This window comes from Streptococcus mitis subsp. hohhotensis (genome assembly GCF_000722775.1).
GTDB classification, from domain to species: domain Bacteria; phylum Bacillota; class Bacilli; order Lactobacillales; family Streptococcaceae; genus Streptococcus; species Streptococcus carlssonii.
Map to the genome: position 1 here is coordinate 414,617 of NZ_JPFZ01000009.1, position 21,223 is coordinate 435,839.

The following is a 21,223-nucleotide window of genomic DNA, read 5'->3' on the forward strand; positions in this document are numbered from 1 at the left end:
TTAGAAGTAGTTTTTACCCGTCTATTTAGAGTTGATTACAAGAAATTATTGACTTGAATGTGGATATAAGATTTATTCACTGATTATAATGTTTAAATAGTGTTCCAAAGCAAAGAATTATCCTCATGAGTATGAATCTTATAAATTAACTACCTCCAGACCGTGTTCTGTCAGGCGGTAGATGGTCGAACAGACCTCTTTTAAGAAACGACGGTCATGTGAAACAGTGATGAGACCGCCTGGATAGGTTGCAAAGAGTTTTCTGATTTGGGGTTGAGAAGTGGGAGAAAAGTTTCGTGTGGGTTCATCGAGAAGGAGAAAGTTTGGTTTTCGTAGCACTAAATCCAAAAGCAGGAGTTTTCCCTGTTGTCCGCCAGATAAGGAGCGAATTTGATGCTGCATTTCTGGATAACTGAAATTGAGACTGGCTAAGTGGGATTGGATTTTCTGCAGTTCCTCTTTTTCCCCAGTTTTGCTGAGATAGGCTATTGGTGATAAATCCAATTGCAGTTTTTTGTGGTAATCTTGTGGCATAAAACCAAGCGAAATCTCTCTTTTATCATTAAGAAGTTGCTGTAACTTGGCTAACAGAGTTGATTTCCCAATACCATTTGGGCCGATGATACCGATTTTTTCTTGGCCACGGACAGTTAGTTGTAGTCCCTGAGACAAAATTCGCTCGCCGATGGACAAATTTTCTTTTTCCAGTTGGATTAAGACTTTAGAAGCCGGTAATGGCTGTATATCTGAGAAGAAAAGTCTGATTTCTTCCTCTTCAAGTGGTTTTTGGGTCATAGACTGAGCTGCCTTTTCAATACGTTTTTCTTGAGAGAGAACATTTTTCATCTTTTTAGCTAATAAGCGACCGGCAGTACTGTCTTTAGTAGCTCGAAGCGCAGTTTCTACATTTTGCTTGACTCGTCGATGTTTTTCCATGGTTTTATCGTAGGCTCTTTGGTCATTAGCAGCTTGCTGGCTTTGTTTGGCAAAATTAGCCTTTCTCTGCTCACTATAGCGATCATAGTCTAAATGCTCTACTAGCGTTTCCGCTTCTTTACGGTGCTTGACCAGTCGCAAGTGGACAATAGTGTCTGCCGTTTGAGACAGAAAGTCCTCGTCATGGGAAATGAAAATAACGGTTTGCCTCATCTTCTGTATCTGTCTTTTTAGCCAATCAACCGTCTCAAGGTCTAGGTCATTTGAAGGTTCATCTAAAAATAGAATCTCAAAGGGTTTGGCTAACTCATGGATGAGCTGAATTTTCAAAGCTTCGCCCCCTGATAGACTGCCAATCTCTTGGTTGCTAGCGAAACGATTGCTATCAAAATGCAATTCCTCAGCCAAACGATAGAGGACACTGTAATCTAAATCGATAGTATCTAAAAAGAAGTAGTCGTGTAGAGTTTTCTTTTTCAGGTCCTCAGGGACTTTTTGAGGAATGTAGGCTATTGATTGATAATCAGATTGAATGTCTCCCCTGATAGTGAAATCAGGCAAAGCTTCCCCCATTAAAGTTTTAAGTAAGGTTGATTTGCCATTTCCTTCCTCTCCAATAATAGCTACCTTTTCCCCATCCTGGATGGTCATGCTTAGATCAGAGACAAGGTCTCGTAAATCTTTGTTTTGTGTGATGGTCAGGTGATTGATTTTTATCATATGATTGTCCTTTCTAGAATGTTGATATTGCATAACAAAAAGCTCTACTTTACCTAGTAGAGCCAAAGTTTATGTCAAAAAAACTCTATTAATACTCTTCGAAAATCTCTTCAAACCACGTCAGCGTCGCCTTACCGTAGGTATGGTTACTGACTTCGTCAGTTCTATCCACAACCTCAAAACAGTGTTTTGAGCTGACTTTGTCAGTTCTATCTACAACCTCAAAGCAGTGCTTTGAGCAACCTGCGGCTAGCTTCCTAGTTTGCTTTTTGATTTTCATTGAGTATAAAATGCCAGAAAAAGAGCACAAAAGAGCACACAAAAAGAGACAAAAACAAGATCTACTAAATAAAGGTTCTTTATTTGATAGGCTTAGTTGTTCATGTCTCCCTTACCTCCGAGTATTAGTATCTTTATACTATACCTTTAAGGAAATTTTGTCAACAGAAAACTGGAAATTCCAAGTTCTAAAATCCAAAAACAGGTCCATAAAGAGTCAGTACGTGTTTGACATGCTCGTAATGGAATTTGTCGTAGTTTCGCCAAGCAATGCGTGCTTGGTCGTTCAGTTTTAGGCTACCTAATCCAATCAGAAGACTGGTGCGTTGGTAAAATTTCTCAAGGTCGATTAAGATACTGTTGTTCAACTTTTCCGCTTTTTTGAGCTCTTGCAGAGTAGTATTTAGCAGCTCTTGCAGTCGAATATCATCTGCCGTACCTTGTTTACAGTTTTGGTAGCTTTTATTTAACTCGGATAGGAGTTGGGTTGCATTTGTAATGAGTTCTTTGTTTTCCATGTGAGCATCCTCCTTGCTATCATGTATTATTGCCTATAGTATAGCACCAAAAAATATAGTGATAAATATATTAAAAAATCGAATTTTAATTACAAAGTTTGATGTGCTGATTTGTAGCCTTTTCATGGTATAATCAAGAGAGTAAATCTTTATGGAGGAAGTATGAAATTAAATATTCAAGAAATTCGTAAGCAGTCTGAAGGCTTGCATTTTGAACAAACGTTAGACCTAGCCACAGACTTGCGTGCACGCAATCAAGAAATTTTAGATGTAAAAGATATCCTTGCAGTTGGGAAAGTACAGTACGAAGACCGTATGTATTTTTTAGATTATCAACTATCTTATACCATTGTTCTTGCTTCAAGTCGCAGTATGGAGCCAGTTCAGTTAGTTGAATCTTATCCAGTAACGGAAGTTTTCATGGAAGGAGCAACTAACCAACTAGATCAGGAAGTTTTAGACGATGATTTGGTCTTGCCTATCGAAAATGGAGAACTTGATCTTGCTGAGAGCGTATCAGACAATATCCTACTAAACATTCCTATCAAGGTCTTGACGGCTGAAGAAGAGGCTGGTCAAGGATTTGTGTCAGGAAATGACTGGCAAATCATGACAGAGGAAGAATACCAAGCTCAACAAGCAGTTAAGAAAGAAGAAAACAGTCCTTTTGCTGGCTTACAAGGACTATTTGATGGAGACGAATAATGGTCTTGTCAAAAAAACGAGCACGAAAGGTGCTAGAAGAAATCATTGCTCTTTTTCCAGATGCCAAGCCAAGTCTTGATTTTACCAATCATTTTGAACTCTTGGTTTCGGTCATGTTGTCAGCCCAGACAACGGATGCAGCGGTAAATAAGGCCACACCAGGTCTCTTTGCTGCCTTTCCAACGCCACAAGCCATGTCTGTTGCGACAGAGGGTGAGATTGCTTCACACATTTCTCGCCTGGGACTGTATCGGAATAAAGCTAAATTCCTTAAAAAATGTGCCCAACAGTTACTAGACGATTTCGATGGTCAAGTCCCTCAAACACGTGAGGAATTGGAGAGTTTAGCAGGTGTTGGTCGCAAGACAGCTAATGTTGTCATGAGTGTAGGATTTGGGATTCCAGCTTTTGCAGTAGATACTCATGTGGAGCGTATTTGCAAACACCACGATATCGTCAAAAAATCAGCGACACCGCTTGAGGTTGAAAAGCGGGTCATGGATATCTTGCCACCTGAAAAATGGTTAGCAGCCCATCAGGCCATGATTTATTTCGGACGGGCTATCTGCCATCCTAAAAATCCAGAGTGTGACCAGTACCCACAATTATATGATTTTAGCAATTTATAAGATGGAGTTTCAAAAGTTTTTGCTTGATTTTAAGCATGCTTTGTGCTATAGTAATTGATAACTAAATATTCCTTTAAACCTGTCCCGTGAGGCAGGCAAGGAGCGTGATAAAGTAGAAGGGTGAAGTCTATACTGTTTCCAGTAGGGCTTGCTTAGCTATACATTTCAAGTCTCCTTGTTTAAGGAGACTTTTCTTTTTGGAGGTTTGTCATGAAGACAAAAGAAGTTGTAGACGAATTGACCGTCAAACGAGCGATTACGCGTATTACTTATGAGATTATCGAACGCAACAAAGATTTGAATAAAATCGTCTTGGCTGGTATTAAAACTCGTGGTGTCTTTATCGCCCACCGAATCCAAGAACGTTTGGAGCAGCTAGAAAATCTTTCAGTTCCTGTTGTGGAATTGGATACTAAACCTTTCCGTGATGATGTTAAAAGTGGAGAAGATACTTCTTTGGTTTCTGTTGATGTGACAGACCGCGAAGTTATCTTGGTGGATGATGTGCTCTATACAGGCCGCACTATCCGTGCTGCTATTGATAATATTGTAGGTCATGGTCGTCCTGCGCGCGTGAGTTTAGCAGTTCTAGTCGATCGTGGACATAGAGAATTGCCAATCCGTCCAGATTACGTTGGAAAAAATATCCCAACCAGTCGTTCTGAAGAAATCATCGTAGAGATGACAGAACTTGATGGCCAAGACAGAGTTCTGATTACTGAAGAAGCTTAGAAAGCTAAAGGAGTAGCCATGTCAGAAAATCAACAAGCATTGAACCATGTGGTGTCCATGGAAGACCTCACTGTCGATCAAGTCATGAAATTGATCAAGCGAGGAATTGAGTTTAAAAACGGAGCTCAGCTTCCCTATGAAGACCATCCGATTGTTTCCAATCTTTTCTTTGAGGATTCTACACGGACGCATAAGTCCTTTGAAGTGGCAGAGATTAAACTGGGGCTGGAACGACTGGACTTTGATGTGAAGACTAGTTCAGTTAATAAAGGGGAGACACTTTATGATACCATCCTGACTCTGTCTGCTTTAGGAGTGGATGTTTGTGTGATTCGTCACCCAGAGGTTGACTACTACAGAGAGTTAATTGCAAGTCCAACGATTACGACTTCCATTATCAATGGTGGAGATGGTTCGGGCCAACACCCTAGCCAGAGCTTGCTTGATTTGATGACCATTTATGAGGAATTTGGCCACTTTGAGGGGCTAAAGGTTGCGATTGCAGGTGACTTGGACCACTCACGTGTTGCTAAATCCAATATGCAGATTTTGAAACGCTTGGGAGCTGAACTTTATTTTGCTGGACCTGAGGAATGGAGAAGTCAAGAGTTTGCAGACTATGGACAGTTTGTAACCATTGATGAAATCATTGATCAGGTGGATGTCATGATGTTTCTCCGTGTGCAACATGAACGCCATGATAGTGGTGCAGTATTTTCAAAAGAAGACTACCATGCCCAACATGGCTTGACTCAAGAACGTTACGATCGTTTGAAAGAAACAGCAATCCTCATGCACCCAGCTCCAGTCAACCGTGATGTAGAAATTGCAGACCACTTGGTTGAAGCACCAAAATCACGGATTGTCCAACAAATGACCAATGGTGTCTTTGTTCGAATGGCAATCTTAGAATCCGTACTGGCGAGTAGAAACGCCAACTAAAACACAAGACGTTAAAAGACGCCAGTGAGCGTCCACGAGAGGTGAAAATATGACAAAAAGACTTCTAGTATTAGAAGATGGCACAGTTTTTGAAGGCAAGGCCTTCGGAGCAGATATTGATGTAACAGGCGAAATAGTCTTTAATACAGGGATGACCGGCTACCAAGAATCCATTACAGATCAGTCTTATAATGGACAAATCTTGACCTTTACCTATCCTTTGGTAGGAAATTATGGAATTAACCGTGATGATTATGAATCCATTATTCCAACTTGTAAGGGAGTCGTTGTTTTCGAAGAAGCACGTAGAGCAAGCAACTGGCGCAACCAAATGACCTTGGATGAATTTTTGAAAGCCAAGAAAATTCCTGGTATTTCAGGAATTGATACGCGTGCCCTTACCAAGATTATCCGTAAGCATGGTACCATGCGAGCAACCCTGACCCATGTTGGGGACAGCATGGATCATGTGACGGACCAGCTTCAAGCAACAGTCTTGCCGACAGATAATATCAAGCAGGTTTCTACTAAAACATCCTATCCAGCTCCAGGAGTTGGTTTGAGCGTGGTGCTAGTGGACTTTGGTCTCAAGCACTCAATCTTACGTGAGCTTTCTAAGCGTAACTGTAACGTGACCGTCGTTCCTTATTCGACAACGGCTGAAGAAATTCTACATCTCAACCCTGACGGAGTTATGTTATCAAATGGTCCGGGTAACCCAGAAGATGTTCCACAAGCACTCGACATGATTCGTGGTGTACAAGGAAAAATTCCAATCTTTGGTATTTGTATGGGGCATCAACTCTTTGCAATGGCAAATGGTGCTAAGACTTACAAGATGAAGTTTGGTCACCGTGGCTTTAATCATGCAGTACGTGAAATCGCAACAGGACGAGTAGACTTCACAAGCCAAAACCACGGTTATGCAGTTAGCCGTGAGGATTTGCCAGAGCATTTGATCATTACCCATGAAGAAATCAATGACAAGTCAGTTGAAGGTGTACGTCACAGATACCAACCTGCTTTCTCTGTTCAATATCACCCAGATGCAGCCCCTGGTCCACATGACGCTAGCTACCTATTTGACGAGTTTATCGAGATGATGGAAGCTTTTAAACAATCAAACTAAGAACGAGTAAAAGCTCGTCGGAGAATTTATGTAACTGAACACGGACGGAAAGTTCGGAATTTAGAGAAATCAACTTGGATTGTCAATCCTTCCTTGGTTTCCTAAAATTCAATCGCTTTCTATTCGTCCTTTGTATCTTATTTAATGTCGCTCTGTGAGGCGACGAATAGAAAGGCAGGTCGTTTCTTTTAGTCGCTATCAGGCGAACTAAAAACTCCCTGCACTAGGTTTTTTACCGAAAAGTATCGTTTCGCTAAAAAATCGTCGGAGAATTTATTTAATGGCAACCCGAGAGTTGCCGAATAGAAAGGAGAAGGGTGCTCCGTATTTGCTGAACTGAATACGGGCTACGGACGGTGCTAAAAAGATAGTTATTCCTAGAACTGACAGTTCTTCGTCATAACTCCTATTTTAGCTTTGTCCGCTTGACGCCCTTAATATCTTATATATGCCTAAACGTACTGATATTCAAAAAATTATGGTGATTGGTTCTGGTCCGATTATTATTGGTCAGGCTGCTGAGTTTGACTACGCTGGGACCCAGGCTTGCTTGTCGTTGAAAGAGGAAGGTTATGAGGTTGTCTTGGTTAACTCAAACCCTGCCACCATCATGACGGACAAGGAGATTGCGGACAAGGTTTATATTGAACCGATTACACTTGAGTTTGTAACGCGTATTCTTCGTAAGGAACGTCCAGATGCCTTGCTACCAACCCTTGGTGGTCAGACAGGGCTCAACATGGCCATGGAATTGTCTAAAAATGGTATCCTAGATGAACTTGGTGTTGAGCTTTTGGGAACTAAATTATCTGCCATTGATCAAGCGGAGGACCGTGACCTCTTTAAACAATTGATGGAAGAGCTCAACCAACCAATTCCAGAATCTGAAATTGTCAACACAGTCGAAGAAGCTGTTGCCTTTGCAGCAACAATTGGCTACCCAGTCATCGTCCGTCCAGCCTTTACACTTGGTGGTACTGGTGGTGGTATGTGTGCCAACGAGGAAGAATTGCGTGAAATCGCTGAAAATGGTTTGAAATTGTCACCTGTTACCCAATGTTTGATTGAACGTTCAATCGCAGGTTTCAAGGAAATCGAGTATGAAGTCATGCGTGACTCAGCTGACAATGCTTTGGTTGTTTGTAACATGGAAAACTTTGACCCAGTTGGGATTCACACAGGGGATTCCATTGTATTTGCCCCTGCGCAAACCATGTCAGACTATGAAAACCAAATGCTTCGTGACGCGAGCTTGAGCATCATTCGTGCCCTTAAGATTGAAGGGGGATGTAACGTTCAGCTAGCCCTTGATCCCCACAGCTTCAAGTACTATGTCATCGAAGTAAACCCTCGTGTATCACGTTCGTCAGCCCTTGCTTCTAAAGCGACAGGTTACCCAATTGCTAAGTTGGCAGCTAAGATTGCCGTCGGTTTGACCTTGGATGAGGTCATCAACCCAGTTACGGGTTCAACCTATGCCATGTTTGAACCAGCTCTTGACTACGTTGTTGCCAAGATTCCTCGTTTCCCATTTGACAAGTTTGAAAAGGGTGAGCGCCGTCTTGGGACACAGATGAAGGCCACTGGAGAAGTCATGGCAATCGGTCGAAACATCGAAGAATCTCTCCTTAAAGCTTGTCGTTCCCTTGAAATTGGTGTGCACCACAATGAAATGCCTGAACTTGCAGCAGTTTCTGATGATGCCTTGATTGAAAAAGTAGTCAAAGCCCAAGATGACCGTCTCTTCTATGTGTCAGAAGCTATTCGTCGTGGTTATACACCTGAAGAGATTGCTGAATTGACCAAGATTGATATCTTTTATCTTGATAAACTCTTACATATCTTTGAAATTGAGCAAGAGTTGGGTGCCCATCCACAAGATCTAGAAGTCTTGAAAACTGCAAAATTGAATGGATTTTCAGACCGTAAGATTGCTGAACTATGGGAAACGACCGCTGATCACGTTCGCCAACTTCGCTTGGAAAACAAGATTGTTCCAGTTTATAAGATGGTTGATACTTGTGCGGCAGAATTTGACTCTGAAACACCATATTTCTATTCAACCTATGGTTGGGAAAACGAGTCTATCAAGTCTGATAAAGAATCTGTACTTGTCCTAGGTTCTGGTCCAATCCGTATCGGTCAAGGGGTTGAGTTTGACTACGCAACTGTTCACTCGGTTAAGGCTATTCAGGCTGCTGGCTACGAAGCCATCATCATGAACTCAAACCCAGAGACCGTTTCTACAGACTTCTCTGTATCAGATAAGCTTTATTTTGAGCCATTGACATTCGAAGATGTTATGAACGTCATTGACTTGGAGCAACCAAAAGGGGTTATCGTTCAGTTCGGTGGTCAAACAGCCATCAACCTTGCGGAGCCATTGGCAAAAGCAGGTGTGACCATCCTTGGTACGCAAGTAGCTGACTTGGACCGTGCCGAAGACCGTGACCTCTTTGAACAAGCACTCAAAGATTTGGATATTCCACAACCACCAGGACAAACGGCTACAAATGAAGAAGAAGCAGTTCTTGCAGCTCGCAAGATTGGTTTCCCAGTCCTCGTTCGCCCATCTTATGTCTTGGGTGGACGCGCCATGGAAATCGTAGAAAATGAAGAAGACCTTCGTTCTTACATGCGTACCGCTGTTAAGGCCAGTCCTGACCATCCAGTCCTTGTAGACTCTTATATCGTTGGACAAGAGTGTGAAGTTGATGCCATTTCAGACGGGGAAAATGTTCTCATTCCTGGTATCATGGAGCATATCGAACGTGCCGGTGTCCACTCAGGTGACTCAATGGCCGTTTACCCACCACAAACCTTGTCTCAAAAGGTGCAAGAAACAATCGCAGACTATACGAAACGTCTAGCAATCGGTCTTAACTGTCTTGGTATGATGAACATCCAGTTTGTCATTAAAGATGAAAAAGTCTACGTTATTGAGGTCAATCCACGTGCCAGCCGTACGGTTCCATTTCTTTCTAAAGTGACCAATATCCCTATGGCTCAAGTAGCAACCAAGCTCATTCTTGGTCAAAAACTTGAAGAACTTGGCTACCAAGATGGACTTTACCCTGAAAGCACCCGCGTTCATATCAAGGCACCTGTCTTCTCCTTTACCAAACTAGCTAAGGTAGACAGCTTGCTTGGTCCTGAAATGAAGTCAACAGGGGAAGTTATGGGTTCTGATACGACTTTGGAAAAAGCTCTCTATAAAGCCTTTGAAGCTTCTTACTTACACTTGCCAACTTTTGGTAACGTTGTATTTACCATCGCTGATGATGCCAAAGAAGAAGCCTTGGACTTGGCTCGTCGTTTCCAAAATATTGGCTATGGAATCCTCGCGACAGAAGGGACAGCAGCCTTCTTTGCCAGTCATGGATTGCAAGCCCAACCTGTTGGTAAGATTGGTGATGACGATAAGGATATTCCAAGTTTTGTTCGTAAAGGAAGAATTCAAGCTATCATTAATACAGTTGGAACAAAACGAACTGCTGACGAAGATGGTGAGCAGATTCGCCGTTCAGCTATTGAACACGGAGTGCCCCTCTTCACAGCGCTAGATACAGCTAATGCTATGCTTAAGGTACTTGAAAGTCGTAGCTTTGTCACAGAAGCGATCTAGTTGAGAAAAAATTTTCACAGTTTTAAAGCCAGCGTTTTCTGACGCTGGCTTTTGCGATATTAGTGCAGGCTATTCAACTATCAGTTCTTCACTCAAGGATGATTATGAATTGTGATACGATAAGAATAAATTGGGAATGGCTTATGATGTTAATCGTTCACCTTTTTTGTAATTCTAGTATATCAGAGTCAATATATATTTGCATGGTACTCCCTTTTGAAAAAATGGCTATTTCAGGTGAAAAAAACGACATTTTAGATTTTCTGTTCCAGAAATAGCTATCGCTATGATATAATTATTTTATGATTATTACTATTCCTATAAAAAACCAAAAAGATATTGGCACACCATCTGATTCAGTCGTTGTTCTCGGCTATTTTGATGGTATACACAAGGGGCATCAAGAATTATTTCGCGTTGCCAATAAGGCTGCGAGAAAGGACTTATTGCCTATCGTCGTTATGACCTTTAATGAATCTCCAAAGATCGCTTTAGAGTCTTATCATCCTGATCTGTTTTTACATATTTTGAACCCTGCTGAACGTGAGAGGAAACTAAAGCGTGAAGGCGTAGAAGAATTATATCTCCTTGATTTTAGTAGTCAATTTGCTAGTCTCACGGCAGAAGAATTTTTTGCAACTTATATCAAGGCTATGAATGCCAAAATTATTGTTGCAGGTTTTGATTATACATTTGGTTCTGACCAAAAAACGGCAGAAGACTTAAAGGATTACTTTGATGGAGAAGTCATTATCGTTCCACCTGTAGAAGATGAGAAAGGAAAGATTAGTTCAACTCGTATCCGTCAAGCTATTTTAGACGGAAATGTAAAAGAAGCAGGAGAACTTTTGGGGGCACCGCTTCCATCAAGAGGTATGGTGGTTCATGGCAATGCTCGTGGTCGTACGATTGGTTATCCAACAGCTAATTTGGTGCTTTTAGACCGTACTTATATGCCAGCAGATGGTGTTTATGTCGTTGATGTTGAGATTCAAAGACAGAAGTATCGTGCTATGGCTAGTGTCGGGAAAAATGTGACCTTTGATGGAGAAGAAGCACGTTTTGAAGTCAATATTTTTGATTTTAATCAAGATATTTATGGGGAAACCGTCATGGTTTATTGGCTTGATCGCATTCGAGATATGACCAAATTTGACTCAGTTGACCAATTAGTGGATCAGTTAAGGGCTGATGAAGAAGTAGCTCGGAATTGGTCTTAAGAGTTTGGGTAATTAAAAAAGAGGCTGTTTGTAACCCAAAAGATAGATGAATAAGTCTAACTTTTGAGGTCACTACACTACCTCTTTTTATTCTTTTTCAAAGGTGAATCCTTCTCCAAGGATTTCATGGGCTTCTGTAATGGTTATAAAGGCTTGAGGATCGATTCGATGAATCATTTCCTTCATTTTCACAATCTCATTTCTACCGACAATACAGTAAATGATTTTCAAATTTTCTTTACTATAGTAGCCTTGACCAGAAATAAAAGTAACGCCTCTTCCTAGGTCATCATTAATCGCTTTAGCAAGTTGGTCAGGACGTTTTGTAATAATCATAAATCCTTTACCAGCATAGCCACCTTCTCCAATCAAATCAATGACACGCGAAACGATAAAATCAAATAAGAGCGTGTAGGAAACCAATCTCAAGTCCTTGAAGATTAGGAGAATGAGCATGAGAATACAAAAATCTAAGATAAAGAGCAGTTTTCCCATGGATATATGAGTGTATTTGTTGAGAATACGAGCTAGAATATCAGTACCACCAGTTGTACCTCCAGCATTAAAGATAATTCCAAGACCAATTCCCAATAGAATTCCCGCTATAAGTGCAGTAATCAGTAAATCACCTTGAAGGTCAATATGAAGGGGAATACGCTCAAAAAAAGCCAACCAAGCTGACAAAGCTAAGGTTCCAAGCAAACTAGAATAGAGAGATTTTGCTCCAAATATTTTCCAAGCTAGGATGAAAAGGGGAATATTAATCAGCAGGTTCATGAGGGAAACAGGGATTTTAAAAAGATAAAAGGTGATGAGGGTAATACCTGTCGCCCCTCCTTCAAAGAGATGATGGGGAACTACAAAATAAGTCAGTCCAAAAGCATAAATAGCAGCACCTAGTAAAATGGTAAAAATGGGGTAAATTTTTTTAATCATAGGACACCTCTTTTCTTATAAGTTGATTATATCAAATTTTTACGGAAAATTTGATTGACTCCATTAGGATTTTTAATCTTTTTTTGATATAATTAGAAGTAAGAAAACCAATCTGAATCCTAAAATAGAAAGATTGATACTATGACAAAAATTAAGATTGTAACCGATTCATCTGTTACTATTGAACCAGAACTAGTAAAACAATTAGATATTACAATTGTTCCATTATCTGTAATGATTGATAATGTTGTTTATTCTGATGCGGATTTGAAAGAAGAAGGTAAATTTCTTCAGTTGATGCAAGCAAGTAAGAATCTTCCTAAGACAAGCCAACCGCCTGTAGGTGTCTTCGCTGAAGTTTTTGAAGACCTATGCAAAGATGGTAGCCAGATTCTTGCTATTCATATGTCCCATGCTCTTTCGGGGACTGTAGAAGCAGCACGCCAAGGTGCCAGCCTATCTACTGCCGACGTGACAGTTATCGATAGTTCCTTTACTGACCAAGCCTTGAAATTCCAAGTTGTTGAGGCTGCGAAATTAGCACAAGAAGGCAAAGATATGGCGGAAATTTTATCTCACGTTGAAGAGGTAAAAAAACATACGGAGCTCTATATTGGCGTTTCAACTTTGGAAAATCTTGTCAAAGGTGGACGAATTGGCCGTGTAACTGGATTGTTGAGCTCACTTCTCAATATCCGTGTTGTCATGCAAATGAAAGACCATGAATTGCAGCCAATTGTTAAAGGTCGTGGAGCTAAAACCTTTAAAAAATGGTTGGATGAGTTGACAACATCTCTCTCTGAACGTTCTGTAGCAGAGATTGGAATTTCATATTCAGGTAATGCTGACTGGGCAAAAGAGATGAAAGAAAGTTTACAAGCTTATGTTGAAAAACCAATTTCTGTTTTAGAAACGGGTTCTATTATTCAGACTCATACAGGCGAGAATGCGTGGGCTATTTTGGTACGTTACCATTCCTAAAAAAATAAAGAAAATGCGAATAAATAGCGTTTTTAACTTGACCTATAAGGGATTTTAGGATATGATTATATTTGTTAATTAGAAATTAATTTGGAGGAATCATTAACATGGCAAACAAACAAGATTTGATCGCTAAAGTAGCAGAAGCTACAGAATTGACTAAGAAAGACTCAGCAGCAGCAGTTGAAGCTGTATTTTCAGCAGTAGCTGACTACCTTGCAGCTGGTGAAAAAGTTCAATTGATCGGTTTTGGTAACTTTGAAGTTCGTGAGCGTGCTGCACGTAAAGGTCGCAACCCACAAACTGGTAAAGAAATCACAATTGCAGCTTCTAAAGTTCCAGCATTCAAAGCTGGTAAAGCTCTTAAAGACGCTGTTAAATAATTAGTCTTTAAAAAGCCTATTGTATCAAGCTTTCTAGCTTGGTCAGTAGGCTTTTTTTGTGTATAGGGGGCAAAAAAGGGGCAAAATACTATTTTTTCACTTGTTTTAGGATGATGTCAACCAGCATTTTCGTTATTTTCTAAGAGAGATGAGTTTTTATTGTTTATCCGTAGGATGATCGACTATTTTAAATAATACTGTATTTCTAGCTTATACTCTTCTAAAATCTCTTCAAACCACGCCAGCTTCACCTTGGATTATATATGTGACTGACTTCGTCAGTCTTATCTACAACCTCAAAGCAGTGCTTTGAGCAACCTGCGGCTAGCTTCCTAGTTTTCTCTTTGATTTTTATTGAGTATTATTTGTCTCAAAATTAACCCTTGAAAGTGGATAATCGCATTCTATGATATTTTATTAATTTTCAGTTGAAGACATATCAAATATTTAAGTAGAAAGAAAAGTTATATACTATCTATTGAAAATATTATAAATCAGATAAAAAGACAGGTGAAATCTTCTGTGTTATACTAGAGATATGTTAGATTTGAAAGAATACGGTATCGTCATGTGGCCGGAGGAGAAGATCATTTCTTTTCGTGAGAAACTTCTCAACTGGTACGATGAAAATAAAAGAGATTTACCCTGGCGAAGAAGTAAAAATCCTTATCATATCTGGGTATCTGAAATCATGCTCCAGCAGACCAGAGTGGATACGGTTATTCCTTACTACGAACGATTCTTGGACTGGTTTCCAACAGTAGAAAGTTTGGCGAATGCGCCTGAAGAGCGTTTGTTGAAGGCTTGGGAGGGACTGGGATATTATTCTCGAGTTCGTAATATGCAGGCTGCAGCCCAGCAGATTATGATTGACTTTGGTGGTCAATTTCCAAATACCTATGAAGGAATTTCCAGTTTGAAAGGAATTGGTCCCTACACAGCAGGAGCGATTACCAGCATTGCTTTTAACTTGCCTGAGCCAGCTGTAGATGGTAATGTTATGCGTGTTTTGGCCCGTCTGTTCGAAGTCAACCATGATATTGGGATTCCAAGTAATCGCAAAATTTTTCAGGCAATGATGGAAATCTTGATTGACCCAGAAAGGCCTGGTGACTTTAATCAAGCTTTGATGGACTTAGGATCTGATATTGAGGCGCCAGTTAATCCTAGGCCAGAAGAGAGTCCAATTAAGGACTTCAGTGCGGCATATCAGAATGGCACAATGGACCGTTATCCAATTAAGGCTCCCAAGAAAAAGCCAATTCCCATTTATCTTAAATCCTTAGTGGTCAAAAATACTCAAGGACAATTTTTACTTGAAAAAAATGAAAGTGAAAAGCTATTGGCAGGTTTTTGGCATTTCCCACTGGTAGAAGTAGATGACTTTTCGCAAGAGGAGCAGTTTGACCTCTTCCATCAGGTTGCAGAAGAAAGTGTAAACTTTGGCCCCAGTCCAGAAGAGAGTTTCGAGCAGGACTATGACCTAGAAGTTGATTGGCTTGATGTTTGTTTTGAGACTGTCAAGCATGTCTTTAGCCATCGAAAGTGGCATGTACAGATTGTAGCAGGTCAGGTGAGTGACTTTCATGATTTTTCAGATAGGGAAGTTCGCTGGCTTTCACCAGAAGAGTTCAAGGATGTTCCACTTGCCAAACCCCAACAAAAAATCTGGCAGACTTATGCACAAGCCAACTTAGACAGTAGCAAAGACTAGCTATTGTGTCTTCTTGCTATTTTTTTGGTATAATAGTAGAGAAAAAGGTGAACAAATGAAAAAAATATTAATTGTAGATGATGAAAAACCAATCTCAGATATTATCAAGTTTAATATGACCAAGGAAGGTTACGAGGTTGTAACTGCTTTTAACGGTCGTGAAGCTCTAGAGCAATTTGAAGCAGAGCAGCCAGATATTATTATTTTGGATTTGATGCTTCCAGAAATTGATGGTTTAGAAGTTGCGAAGACTATTCGCAAGACTAGTAGTGTGCCTATTATCATGCTGTCAGCTAAGGATAGCGAATTTGATAAGGTTATCGGTTTGGAGCTTGGAGCGGATGACTATGTAACCAAACCCTTCTCAAATCGTGAGTTGCAGGCGCGTGTTAAAGCTCTCCTTCGTCGCACGGACTTGGCTTCTGTAGATAATCAAGAATCAGATGAAAATAAAACTCAACCCTTGCAAATTGGGGACTTGGAGATTGTTCCAGATGCCTATGTTGCTAAGAAATACGGTGAAGAACTAGACTTAACTCACCGTGAATTTGAGCTTTTGTATCACTTGGCTTCTCATATCGGTCAAGTAATTACGCGTGAACACTTGCTTGAAACGGTCTGGGGGTATGATTATTTCGGAGATGTTCGAACAGTTGACGTAACCATCAGACGTTTGCGTGAGAAGATTGAAGATACACCAAGTCGTCCTGAATATATCCTAACACGTCGTGGTGTTGGTTATTATATGAGAAATAATGATTAAACTAATAAAAGACACAGTTTTAACTAGTGATTTTATCTTTATCCTCATTCTACTTGGCTTTATTTTAGTCGTGACCTTACTTTTGCTAGAAAATCGTCGGGATAATATTCGGTTGAAGCAAATCAATCAAAAGGTAAAAGACCTGATTGCAGGAGATTATTCTCAGGTATTGGATATGCAGGGAAGCTCTGAAATTACTAATATTACTAATAATCTCAATGATTTATCAGAAGTAATTCGTTTAACCCAAGAAAATCTGGAACAAGAGAGTAAACGATTACATAGTATCCTCTCTTATATGACAGACGGCGTCCTTGCGACCAATCGTCGTGGCAAGATTACCATGATTAATGACATGGCTAAGAAACAGTTAGGTGTTCAGAAAGAAGACGTTCTCAACAAGAGTATCCTAGAGTTGCTTAAGATTGAAGATGAGTATGAACTTCGTGATTTAATTACCCAAATTCCTGAACTCATCATTGATTCTCAGGATGCTAATGGTGAGTATCTGAGCCTTCGTGTTCGCTTTGCCTTGATTCGTCGAGAGTCTGGCTTTATTTCGGGTCTGGTTGCTGTTTTGCATGATACGACGGAGCAGGAGAAGGAAGAACGCGAACGAAGACTCTTTGTTTCCAATGTTAGCCATGAGTTACGGACGCCCTTAACCAGTGTTAAATCTTATCTTGAAGCCTTGGATGAGGGGGCTTTGTGTGAAACTGTAGCACCAGACTTTATCAAGGTATCTCTAGATGAAACCAACCGTATGATGCGGATGGTGACTGATCTCCTCCATCTCTCACGGATTGATAATGAGACCAGTCATCTGGATGTGGAACTGATTAACTTTACTGCCTTTATTACTTTTATCCTCAACCGTTTTGATCAGATAAGAGGGCAGGATGAAGAGAAGAAATACGAACTGGTGCGAGATTACCCAATTACTTCAGTTTGGATTGAGATTGATACAGATAAGATGACACAGGTGATTGATAATATTCTCAACAATGCTATTAAGTATTCGCCAGATGGTGGAAAAATCACAGTGACCATGAAGACGACTGATGATCAGATGATTTTATCCATCTCAGACCAAGGTTTGGGTATTCCTAAGCAGGATTTACCACGTATCTTTGACCGTTTTTATCGTGTGGATCGCGCTAGAAGTCGTGCCCAAGGTGGAACAGGTCTGGGACTGTCTATTGCCAAGGAAATTATCAAACAACATAAGGGCTTTATTTGGGCCAAGAGTGAATACGGTAAGGGATCAACTTTCACAATTGTGCTCCCTTATGATAAGGATGCAGTGAAAGAAGAAGTATGGGAGGACGAAGTAGAAGACTAGAATGAGTGAAACAGGCTTTAAATACAGTATTTTAGCGTCGGGTTCCAGTGGAAATTCCTTTTATCTGGAAACTCCAAAAAAGAAGCTTTTAGTGGATGCAGGCTTATCTGGTAAGAAAATTACCAGCCTACTTGCTGAAATTAATCGCAAGCCAGAAGACTTGGATGCCATCTTGATTACCCATGAGCATTCAGATCATATCCATGGAGTAGGCGTTTTGGCTCGCAAGTATGGTATGGATTTGTATGCCAATGAAAAGACCTGGCAGGCTATGGAAAATAGCAAGTATCTCGGCAAGGTGGATTCTTCGCAAAAGCATATCTTTGAAATGGGCAAAACCAAAACATTTGGAGATATTGACATCGAGAGTTTTGGTGTAAGCCATGATGCAGTCGCACCGCAGTTCTATCGCTTTATGAAAGATGATAAAAGTTTTGTCCTTTTGACAGATACAGGTTATGTCAGTGACCGTATGGCAGGGATTGTCGAAAATGCGGACGGCTATCTTATCGAGTCCAACCATGATGTAGAGATTTTGCGAGCAGGTTCTTACGCTTGGCGGCTCAAACAACGAATCTTATCGGATCTGGGTCACCTTTCTAATGAAGATGGTGCTGAAGCTATGATTCGGACGCTAGGAAATCGCACTAAGAAAATCTACCTTGGTCACTTGTCCAAGGAGAACAATATCAAGGAACTAGCTCACATGACCATGGTCAATCAGCTAGCGCAAGCTGATCTAGGAGTTGGAGTAGACTTTAAGGTTTATGATACCTCACCAGACACCGCAACACCATTGACAGATATATAAAAGAGGCTGGAAAAAGTCTTTAAAATTAAAGGCTCTTTGTCAACTGTAGTGGGTTGAAGAAAAGCTAAGATCTAGAAAGGGCAAATTTTGTCCTTTCTTTTTTGATATTGCGAATCGTGGAAATCTGTTTTTTGAAGTTTTCAAAGTTCCGAAAATCAAAGGTATTGTATTGGATAAGATTATTAGTCTCTCCTAATTTTATGTTGGAATAAGGTAATTGCAGGGCGGTGATGCTTTCTTTAGAAAGATTCTAAAAAAGCCTGAAAGCAAGAATGAGCTAGCTCTAAATTCTTCTCAATGAGTACGCAAAACCTTACTCTAGAAGTAAAAATGTAAGAGATTATAGTGGTGCTTTCATTCTTCTTAGCAACTCAAGAGTGCCTCCACAATCTCTTTAGTAGTTAAGCACACACGAAAAGTATCTTTACTACTATGCTGTTAGTAGGGTTTGATGACCATGTACTCATGAAATCTTTGATTAAATTGCTTCATGGTTTGCCATGACTTACAACTTGCCTTAAGTATTGAAATAGAACAGTCTGGTGGACTATTTTAGCCGGAATTTAGGAATATAATAACAAATGGTAAAAAAGATTAAGAATGATTTTAGCGTTTAGGACTTAGTATGAGAAAAAAGTTTTCAATATCAAGCAGTTGTAATAAAATGTAATTGTTCCATAGGATTCTTTCTAATGATTGTTTGATCGCTTTTCATTATAGATTTTATGGGACTTTTTCTACATCAAAATAGGCTCCATAATATCTATATGGGATTTACCCACTATAAATATTACAGAGCCTTTTTTTAGAATGGCAATTTCCCGGCGAAAGCACCTAATTTTTTCTTGGTCGTTTCATCGATTTGTTCAAGAGCAGAGTTGATGGCTTGAACAGTCATATCAGAAAGGGTTTCGAGGTCTTCTGGGTCAACGACAGCTGGATTGAAGTCAATGCTGACAACTTTCTTATCGCCAGTTAAGGTCGCTTGGACAAGATCTTGAGCAGATTTGCCAACAAATTGCATAGCTGCAAGTTCAGCTTGACTTTGTTCCATTTGTTTTTGAAGTTTTTGTGCTTGGCGCATCATGTTTTGCATGTTCATCATGGTAATTTATAGTTTCCTTTTATCTTATTTTTCTTCTTATTTTATCAATTTTGAGGTTAAAAGTCTAATCTTTTTTGAGTGAATTCATCTAGTAGCGAAAGGAATGTAGAGGAAATAAAAATATAGGATAGATATTCTAAGAGAATAAGAATATTTATCCTATATAGATACTAGATATTCTATGGCAACTTTAAGGGGTTACCGTCATTATTTTACCTTGTAGAAAAATCCCTCAGTACTACCATTGATAAGTTGGTGTCCAAACCATAAGCGGTCTTGTGTGATATCAGATGAGTCGGTATAGCTATCATCTGTAGAAGAGGTGACAGACATGGTTATAGGGATTCCTGCTGGTAAAAAGGCAATAGCTGCACCAGCACCTCCATCTTTAGAAACAGAATTTGCCTTAAGATAGTGGTCAATTTCTTTAGCATGTTCAATTGAAATTTTGGACTTATCACTTACTAAACCATTTTTGTCGAAAGTAAATTCAATACCTGAACGATTCCTCCAAGTGCCTGCGACACTAGAAAAATCTCCATTTTGAATTGCAGAAATATCCATTCCTTTACTTTCTGACGGAAGGGTTATTTCTCCATTTATGAGACTTGTCACAGATTTCCAAGAGAAATATCTTATGTCAAGGGAAGGTGGTTTTGTCCCCAGTCCCTCTTCTGTATCTGATTCGATAACTAAGTCTAATCGTGTTCCATTCTGATTTAACTTGTATAGTTTAAGTTGGATTTGATTAATAGATACTCGGGTAGATAATTGAAAATAACCATTTTCTAAAGGATTAAAATGTACTCGCTCTCCAATAAAATCCAGATTGTTTTCTGCATTGGTCAGTCGAATAACTTCACCATTTTTAAGAGTTCGAATATCTAATAAATCGTAATAGTTAGAATACGTTTTTAGGGCAATCAAAAGTTCGTCCGTACCGTCTTGGTCTAAATCATACAAGCTATACTGTAATCCAGAATATTCGTTAGGATAACCATTTTTTAAGTTTGCTTTTGAATTGACCTCTGTATGTGAAGTTGATGAACCATCTAGTACTTTGGCATATTCTTTAAGGACAGGATTATATAGGGTGTAATCAGGTTTCTTCTCTTCCGATGTAGAAGAAGTTGAACTAGTACTTGAAGCAATTGCTTCAGAACTTGTTGCAGAAGTGTTTTCACTCTGATGTTGGCAAGCCGTTAAAATAGAGATAGCTAAAATACTAATACTGAATAGAAATAATTTTTTCATATATTTAATCTTGTAATTCTAAGCCTTGGGCATCTTGGTGCCATTTACTACCAGTTTTAGACGTTAAAACTTGAATAGTAATCATAATATTCCAAATAGCATTTGCCAGTAAAACAAATGGCATTAAAATAGGAATGATAACTAGCAGAGTTAGAACGATACGCTTGTATCCTTGTTTAGTATTTCCAATGTAAAAATCGTAGGCACCAAACGCCCCTAAAAATAGGGCAAATAAGGCTGCGGCCAGTTTAGATTTATCACTTACTCCATTTGAATGTTGACTAGAGGCGGCTGGAGATGTGTTATCTATTTTTGAAACAATATAGTCGTCACCATTTTGATAAAATTCTACATAATCACCTACTTGTGGTTCAAAACCAAAACTTTTTCTTGAAATTGCAGTAAATTGACCATTATTACCTTTTCCAACATAAACTGTTTCATCTTCAATTTTTATAACTTTGTTCATATAATTGTCTCCTTAATTTATTCCTATTGT

20 protein-coding genes and 1 pseudogene are annotated in these 21,223 nt (G+C 39.6%); 13 read left to right on the forward strand and 8 right to left on the reverse strand.

The features are described from left to right. Positions 1-138 precede the first annotated feature (138 nt). The 3 genes from SK608_RS04730 to SK608_RS04740 form a co-directional block, all read right to left on the reverse strand. Complete coding sequence (locus SK608_RS04730) at positions 139-1,689, reverse strand: ATP-binding cassette domain-containing protein (protein WP_033677776.1); 1,551 nt, start codon at positions 1,687-1,689, stop codon at positions 139-141. Positions 1,690-1,744: 55 nt separating this feature from the next. Beyond that, a complete protein-coding gene (locus SK608_RS11690; protein WP_033676955.1) occupies positions 1,745-1,936 on the reverse strand; it encodes a hypothetical protein in 192 nt (63 codons plus the stop codon). A gap of 187 nt (positions 1,937-2,123) precedes the next feature. Next, positions 2,124-2,453, reverse strand: a complete 330-nt coding sequence (locus SK608_RS04740) for a hypothetical protein (RefSeq protein WP_033676957.1) — start codon at positions 2,451-2,453, stop codon at positions 2,124-2,126. Positions 2,454-2,615: 162 nt separating this feature from the next. Between SK608_RS04740 and SK608_RS04745 the strand changes: the two genes are divergently transcribed. From SK608_RS04745 to SK608_RS04775, 7 genes are all read left to right on the forward strand, one after another. Further along, positions 2,616-3,158, forward strand: a complete 543-nt coding sequence (locus SK608_RS04745) for a YceD family protein (RefSeq protein ID WP_023942688.1) — start codon at positions 2,616-2,618, stop codon at positions 3,156-3,158. Beyond that, positions 3,158-3,787 carry an endonuclease III gene (gene nth / locus SK608_RS04750; protein ID WP_023942686.1) on the forward strand — a complete coding sequence of 210 codons (630 nt, stop codon included), beginning with the start codon at positions 3,158-3,160 and terminating at the stop codon, positions 3,785-3,787. Before SK608_RS04745 ends, nth begins: the two co-directional genes overlap by 1 nt. A gap of 210 nt (positions 3,788-3,997) precedes the next feature. Beyond that, a complete protein-coding gene (pyrR, locus tag SK608_RS04755; RefSeq protein WP_033676960.1) occupies positions 3,998-4,519 on the forward strand; it encodes a bifunctional pyr operon transcriptional regulator/uracil phosphoribosyltransferase PyrR in 522 nt (173 codons plus the stop codon). 18 nt (positions 4,520-4,537) lie between these two features. Next, positions 4,538-5,461 carry an aspartate carbamoyltransferase catalytic subunit gene (locus SK608_RS04760; RefSeq protein WP_004260121.1) on the forward strand — a complete coding sequence of 308 codons (924 nt, stop codon included), beginning with the start codon at positions 4,538-4,540 and terminating at the stop codon, positions 5,459-5,461. A 49-nt stretch (positions 5,462-5,510) separates the two neighbouring features. Further along, a complete protein-coding gene (locus SK608_RS04765; RefSeq protein WP_000166853.1) occupies positions 5,511-6,590 on the forward strand; it encodes a carbamoyl phosphate synthase small subunit in 1,080 nt (359 codons plus the stop codon). A gap of 448 nt (positions 6,591-7,038) precedes the next feature. Next, positions 7,039-10,215, forward strand: coding sequence for a carbamoyl-phosphate synthase large subunit (carB, locus tag SK608_RS04770; RefSeq protein WP_033676963.1), 3,177 nt, complete (start codon positions 7,039-7,041; stop codon positions 10,213-10,215). 302 nt (positions 10,216-10,517) lie between these two features. Next, positions 10,518-11,435 carry a bifunctional riboflavin kinase/FAD synthetase gene (locus tag SK608_RS04775; RefSeq protein WP_033676966.1) on the forward strand — a complete coding sequence of 306 codons (918 nt, stop codon included), beginning with the start codon at positions 10,518-10,520 and terminating at the stop codon, positions 11,433-11,435. 87 nt (positions 11,436-11,522) lie between these two features. Here SK608_RS04775 and SK608_RS04780 read toward each other — a convergent pair whose 3' ends face one another. Beyond that, positions 11,523-12,371 carry a YitT family protein gene (locus tag SK608_RS04780; protein WP_000592057.1) on the reverse strand — a complete coding sequence of 283 codons (849 nt, stop codon included), beginning with the start codon at positions 12,369-12,371 and terminating at the stop codon, positions 11,523-11,525. A gap of 141 nt (positions 12,372-12,512) precedes the next feature. On the opposite strand from SK608_RS04780, the gene SK608_RS04785 reads away from it, so the two are divergent. The 6 genes from SK608_RS04785 (at position 12,513) to SK608_RS04810 (ending at position 18,365) form a co-directional block, all read left to right on the forward strand. Then, complete coding sequence (locus tag SK608_RS04785) at positions 12,513-13,352, forward strand: DegV family protein (RefSeq protein ID WP_023942676.1); 840 nt, start codon at positions 12,513-12,515, stop codon at positions 13,350-13,352. 107 nt (positions 13,353-13,459) lie between these two features. Then, complete coding sequence (locus tag SK608_RS04790) at positions 13,460-13,735, forward strand: HU family DNA-binding protein (RefSeq protein ID WP_001284642.1); 276 nt, start codon at positions 13,460-13,462, stop codon at positions 13,733-13,735. Between the two features lie 538 nt (positions 13,736-14,273). Further along, a complete protein-coding gene (gene mutY, locus SK608_RS04795) occupies positions 14,274-15,449 on the forward strand; it encodes an A/G-specific adenine glycosylase (RefSeq protein ID WP_033676969.1) in 1,176 nt (391 codons plus the stop codon). Between the two features lie 55 nt (positions 15,450-15,504). Beyond that, on the forward strand, positions 15,505-16,212 hold the full coding sequence (gene yycF / locus SK608_RS04800; RefSeq protein WP_000722071.1) for a response regulator YycF: 708 nt from the start codon (positions 15,505-15,507) through the stop codon (positions 16,210-16,212). Beyond that, complete coding sequence (vicK, locus tag SK608_RS04805) at positions 16,205-17,554, forward strand: cell wall metabolism sensor histidine kinase VicK (RefSeq protein WP_033676971.1); 1,350 nt, start codon at positions 16,205-16,207, stop codon at positions 17,552-17,554. The genes yycF and vicK overlap by 8 nt, the downstream gene beginning before the upstream one ends. Position 17,555: 1 nt before the next feature. Continuing rightward, positions 17,556-18,365 (forward strand): MBL fold metallo-hydrolase, encoded by an 810-nt coding sequence (locus SK608_RS04810; RefSeq protein ID WP_000004961.1) that lies wholly within the window; start codon positions 17,556-17,558, stop codon positions 18,363-18,365. Positions 18,366-18,429: 64 nt separating this feature from the next. Here the strand turns inward: SK608_RS04810 and SK608_RS12050 are convergent. From SK608_RS12050 to SK608_RS04825, 4 genes and pseudogenes are all read right to left on the reverse strand, one after another. After that, a pseudogene (locus tag SK608_RS12050) lies at positions 18,430-18,679 on the reverse strand (ISL3 family transposase); the annotation flags it as partial. 491 nt (positions 18,680-19,170) lie between these two features. Further along, positions 19,171-19,470, reverse strand: coding sequence for a YbaB/EbfC family nucleoid-associated protein (locus SK608_RS04815; RefSeq protein ID WP_000981526.1), 300 nt, complete (start codon positions 19,468-19,470; stop codon positions 19,171-19,173). Between the two features lie 207 nt (positions 19,471-19,677). Further along, complete coding sequence (locus tag SK608_RS04820; RefSeq protein ID WP_033676974.1) at positions 19,678-20,724, reverse strand: DUF6287 domain-containing protein; 1,047 nt, start codon at positions 20,722-20,724, stop codon at positions 19,678-19,680. Positions 20,725-20,728: 4 nt separating this feature from the next. Next, positions 20,729-21,193, reverse strand: a complete 465-nt coding sequence (locus SK608_RS04825; RefSeq protein ID WP_001045103.1) for an NINE protein — start codon at positions 21,191-21,193, stop codon at positions 20,729-20,731. Positions 21,194-21,223: the final 30 nt, after the last annotated feature.

What these genes read in the sequence shown, in the direction of transcription:
- carB (WP_033676963.1), top strand. Translation starts at nt 7,039, where the DNA reads ATGCCTAAACGTACTGATATTCAAAAAATTATGGTGATTGGTTCTGGT.
- SK608_RS04820 (WP_033676974.1), bottom strand. Translation starts at nt 20,724, where the DNA reads ATGAAAAAATTATTTCTATTCAGTATTAGTATTTTAGCTATCTCTATT.
- SK608_RS04790 (WP_001284642.1), top strand. Translation starts at nt 13,460, where the DNA reads ATGGCAAACAAACAAGATTTGATCGCTAAAGTAGCAGAAGCTACAGAA.
- SK608_RS04825 (WP_001045103.1), bottom strand. Translation starts at nt 21,193, where the DNA reads ATGAACAAAGTTATAAAAATTGAAGATGAAACAGTTTATGTTGGAAAA.
- mutY (WP_033676969.1), top strand. Translation starts at nt 14,274, where the DNA reads ATGTTAGATTTGAAAGAATACGGTATCGTCATGTGGCCGGAGGAGAAG.
- SK608_RS04780 (WP_000592057.1), bottom strand. Translation starts at nt 12,371, where the DNA reads ATGATTAAAAAAATTTACCCCATTTTTACCATTTTACTAGGTGCTGCT.
- SK608_RS04730 (WP_033677776.1), bottom strand. Translation starts at nt 1,689, where the DNA reads ATGCAATATCAACATTCTAGAAAGGACAATCATATGATAAAAATCAAT.
- yycF (WP_000722071.1), top strand. Translation starts at nt 15,505, where the DNA reads ATGAAAAAAATATTAATTGTAGATGATGAAAAACCAATCTCAGATATT.
- pyrR (WP_033676960.1), top strand. Translation starts at nt 3,998, where the DNA reads ATGAAGACAAAAGAAGTTGTAGACGAATTGACCGTCAAACGAGCGATT.
- SK608_RS04815 (WP_000981526.1), bottom strand. Translation starts at nt 19,470, where the DNA reads ATGATGAACATGCAAAACATGATGCGCCAAGCACAAAAACTTCAAAAA.
- SK608_RS04785 (WP_023942676.1), top strand. Translation starts at nt 12,513, where the DNA reads ATGACAAAAATTAAGATTGTAACCGATTCATCTGTTACTATTGAACCA.
- nth (WP_023942686.1), top strand. Translation starts at nt 3,158, where the DNA reads ATGGTCTTGTCAAAAAAACGAGCACGAAAGGTGCTAGAAGAAATCATT.
- SK608_RS04765 (WP_000166853.1), top strand. Translation starts at nt 5,511, where the DNA reads ATGACAAAAAGACTTCTAGTATTAGAAGATGGCACAGTTTTTGAAGGC.
- SK608_RS04810 (WP_000004961.1), top strand. Translation starts at nt 17,556, where the DNA reads ATGAGTGAAACAGGCTTTAAATACAGTATTTTAGCGTCGGGTTCCAGT.
- SK608_RS04775 (WP_033676966.1), top strand. Translation starts at nt 10,518, where the DNA reads ATGATTATTACTATTCCTATAAAAAACCAAAAAGATATTGGCACACCA.
- SK608_RS04760 (WP_004260121.1), top strand. Translation starts at nt 4,538, where the DNA reads ATGTCAGAAAATCAACAAGCATTGAACCATGTGGTGTCCATGGAAGAC.
- SK608_RS04740 (WP_033676957.1), bottom strand. Translation starts at nt 2,453, where the DNA reads ATGGAAAACAAAGAACTCATTACAAATGCAACCCAACTCCTATCCGAG.
- vicK (WP_033676971.1), top strand. Translation starts at nt 16,205, where the DNA reads ATGATTAAACTAATAAAAGACACAGTTTTAACTAGTGATTTTATCTTT.
- SK608_RS11690 (WP_033676955.1), bottom strand. Translation starts at nt 1,936, where the DNA reads ATGAAAATCAAAAAGCAAACTAGGAAGCTAGCCGCAGGTTGCTCAAAG.
- SK608_RS04745 (WP_023942688.1), top strand. Translation starts at nt 2,616, where the DNA reads ATGAAATTAAATATTCAAGAAATTCGTAAGCAGTCTGAAGGCTTGCAT.